The sequence below is a fragment of the Streptomyces sp. UH6 genome (genome assembly GCF_013421635.1).
In the GTDB taxonomy this organism is placed as follows: Bacteria; Actinomycetota; Actinomycetes; order Streptomycetales; family Streptomycetaceae; genus Streptomyces; species Streptomyces abyssomicinicus.
Map to the genome: position 1 here is coordinate 1 of NZ_JACADT010000613.1, position 3497 is coordinate 3497.

Genomic DNA, 3497 nt, shown 5'->3' on the forward strand with positions numbered 1-3497 from the left:
CGGACCCCGCTCACGGGCGGCGCCCAGGACGGGAAGCCGACGATGATTTGACTCGGTGAGTCTCGTCGGCGCACCCGAACGGGCCCGGCCCTCCCCCTCGTCAGGGGAGGGCCGGGCCCACATCGTCGCGCCGGGCGGGGGTCCGTCTCAGAAGCCCGGCGGCTCCGTGTAGACGCCCCACTCCTCGCGGAGGACGTCGCAGATCTCGCCCAGCGTGGCCTCGGCGCGGACCGCCTCGACCATCGGCTCGATCATGTTGGCGCCGGAGCGCGCCGCGGCGAGCATCGCGTCCAGCGCCCCCCGCACGGCCGTCTCGTCGCGGGCGGCCCGCCGCCCGGTCAGCGTGCGCACCTGCTCGCGCTCCACCTCGTGGCTGACCCGCAGGATCTCCAGGTCGCCGGTGACCGATCCGGTGTGGGTGTTGACGCCGACGACCCGCTTGTCGCCCTTCTCCAGGGACCGCTGGTACTGGAAGGCGGCCTCGGCGATCTCGCCGGTGAACCAGCCGTCCTCGATGCCGCGCAGGATGCCCGAGGTGATCGGGCCGATCGGGTGCTCGCCGTCCGGGTGGGCCCGCAGGCCGCGTTCCCTTATCCGCTCGAAGATCTTCTCGGCGTCCGCCTCGATGCGGTCCGTCAGCTGCTCGACGTACCAGGAGCCGCCCAGCGGGTCCGCCACGTTGGCGACGCCGGTCTCCTCCATCAGAACCTGCTGGGTGCGCAGCGCGATCTCCGCCGCCTGCTCGCTGGGCAGCGCCAGCGTCTCGTCGAGGGCGTTGGTGTGCAGCGAGTTGGTACCGCCGAGCACCGCGGCCAGGGCCTCCACGGCCGTGCGGACCACGTTGTTGTACGGCTGCTGCGCGGTGAGCGAGACGCCCGCGGTCTGGGTGTGGAAGCGCAGCCACTGGGCCTTCTCGGTCTTCGCGCCGTACACGTCGCGCAGCCAGCGCGCCCAGATACGGCGGGCGGCGCGGAACTTGGCGATCTCCTCGAAGAAGTCCACGTGCGCGTCGAAGAAGAAGCTCAGGCCGGGCGCGAACACGTCCACGTCCAGGCCCCGGCTGAGCCCGAGCTCCACGTAGCCGAAGCCGTCGGCCAGCGTGTAGGCCAGCTCCTGCGCGGCCGTGGATCCGGCCTCGCGGATGTGGTAGCCGGAGACCGAGAGCGGCTTGTAGGCGGGGATGCGCTCGGCGCAGTACTCCATCAGGTCGCCGATCAGCCGCAGATGGGGCTCGGGCTCGAACAGCCACTCCTTCTGCGCGATGTACTCCTTGAAGATGTCCGTCTGGAGCGTGCCGTTGAGCACCGACGGGTCGACGCCCTGGCGTTCGGCGGCCACCAGGTACATGCAGAAGACCGGCACGGCCGGACCGCTGATCGTCATCGAGGTGGTGACGTCGCCCAGCGGGATGTCCCGGAACAGCACCTCCATGTCGGCGGCGGAGTCGACGGCCACCCCGCAGTGCCCCACCTCGCCCAGCGAGCGGGGGTCGTCGGAGTCCCGGCCCATCAGGGTCGGCATGTCGAACGCCACCGACAGGCCCCCGCCGCCGTTGGCGAGGATCATCTTGTAGCGCTCGTTGGTCTGCTCGGCGTTGCCGAAGCCGGCGAACTGGCGGATGGTCCAGGTGCGGCCCCGGTAGCCGGTCGGGTACAGGCCCCGGGTGAAGGGGTACTCGCCCGGCCAGCCGATCCGCTCGAACCCCTCGTACACGTCCCCCGGCCGGGGGCCGTAGACCGGCTCCACCGGGTCGCCGGAGAGCGTGGTGAAGTCGGCGTCCCGCTTGCGTGCGGAGTCGTACCGGGCCTGCCAGCGGCGGCGGCCCTCCTCGATGGCGTCAGCGTCCATGCCTCCAAGTTACTAGGACGTCCTAGTAAATGTCGACGCGCAAGGCCGCGCCGGTGCGGCGCGGCCTCGGGGAAGCGGGGGGCGGGGCGGTCGGGCCCCGACGGCGGAGGGGGCGGTCAGGCCTTGACGGCGGAGGGGGCGGCGCCGTCGGTGATCCGGGGCTCCAGCTCCTTGGCGATCTTCCGCTCGACGAAGAACGCGGCGGTCGGGATCGTACCGGCCAGCAGCACCCAGAGCTGCTTGGCGACCGGCCACTTCGCCTTGGAGCCGAGGTCGAAGGCGAAGATCAGGTAGATCACGTACAGCCAGCCGTGCGCGATGCTCACCACCTGGGTGAAACCGGCGGCGCCGTCGATCTCCAGCAGGTACTTGGCGATCATGCCCACGCAGAGCAGGATCAGCAGTACACCCGTGATGTAGGCCATCGCGCGGTAACGGGTCAGCACGGCTCGCTTCATGCCTAAGAGGGTAACCGTGGACTTTGCGCGATCTTGACCCGCCCCCGCCCCCGCCCCCGCGCCCCCTGCCGCCTACGGTCCGGACCCGGCGGGCCCAGGGCCCGCCGGGGTGCCGGCCGGGCGTCAGGAGTCCTCGAAGTCCCCCGCCGCCACCCGCAGGGGGCGGAGCAGGGCGAAGATCTCGCCGCACTCCTCGGCGTCGTAGGCGCCCAGGCCGAAGTCCATCGCCATCAGGTCGCGGGTGGCCGCGTCGACCACCTCGCGGCCCTTGTCGGTGATGCCGGCCAGGGTGCCCCGCCCGTCGTCCGGGTTGGGCCGCTTGGCCACCAGCCCCGACCGCACCAGGCGGTCGACCGTGTTCGTCACCGAGGTCGGGTGGACCATCAGCCGCTCACCGATCTTGGACATCGGCAGCTCGCCGCTCCGGGAGAAGGTGAGCAGCACCAGCGCCTCGTAGCGGGCGAAGGTCAGGCCGTACGGCTTGACGACGGCGTCCACCTCGGCGAGCAGGATCTGGTGGGCGCGCATGATCGACGTGATCGCGGCCATCGAGGGCACGCCGCCCCACCGCTGCTTCCACAGTTCGTCTGCGCGGGCGATGGGGTCGAAGGCAAGGCTGAGCGGCTTCGGCACGACGCCGACGATACCCGCAGGGTGGTCAGCGGGCCGGGGCGGAACCGAGGCCGGCGAGCAGCAGGGCGGTGAAGTCGCGCGCCCAGGTCCCGTCGACCGGCTCGGCGCTCACCAGGCTGCGGTGCACCACGCTGCCGGCCACCACGTCGAAGATCAGGTCGAAGGAGCGGTCGGCCGCCTCCGGGTCGGGGTCCGGCGGCAGCTCGCCGCGGCCCTGGGCACGGGTCTTGCCCTCGCGGACCAGCCGCTTCTGGCGCTCCACGATCGAGGTGCGGATGCGTTCCCGCAGGGAGTCGTCGAGCGTCGACTCGGCCACCACGGCCATCAGCCCGCTGCGCGCCTCCGGCCGGGCCAGGATGGCCGCGAACCGCAGCACCACCCCCTCGATGTCGGCGGCCAGGCTGCCGCGGTCGGGCAGTTCCAGTTCGTCGAAGAGCTCGGCCACCGCGTCGACGACCAGCTCGTTCTTGCCGGGCCAGCGGCGGTACAGGGTGGTCTTGGCGACGCCGGCCCGCAGCGCCACGTCGCCGAGGGTGAGCCGGGACCAGCCGAGCTCGA

At 71.9% G+C, this 3497-nt stretch carries 4 protein-coding genes; all 4 read right to left on the reverse strand.

Annotated features, from left to right (window positions below; translation table 11 throughout):
• Positions 1–147: 147 nt before the first annotated feature.
• Complete coding sequence (locus tag HW445_RS23005; RefSeq protein ID WP_180222868.1) at positions 148–1848, reverse strand: methylmalonyl-CoA mutase; 1701 nt, start codon at positions 1846–1848, stop codon at positions 148–150.
• Positions 1849–1964: 116 nt separating this feature from the next.
• Complete coding sequence (locus HW445_RS23010) at positions 1965–2306, reverse strand: DUF3817 domain-containing protein (RefSeq protein WP_151771192.1); 342 nt, start codon at positions 2304–2306, stop codon at positions 1965–1967.
• Between the two features lie 123 nt (positions 2307–2429).
• Positions 2430–2939, reverse strand: a complete 510-nt coding sequence (locus tag HW445_RS23015; protein WP_151771191.1) for a MarR family winged helix-turn-helix transcriptional regulator — start codon at positions 2937–2939, stop codon at positions 2430–2432.
• A gap of 25 nt (positions 2940–2964) precedes the next feature.
• Positions 2965–3497, reverse strand: a 533-nt coding sequence (locus tag HW445_RS23020; RefSeq protein ID WP_180222869.1) for a TetR/AcrR family transcriptional regulator, incomplete at its 5' end; no start/stop codon positions are given.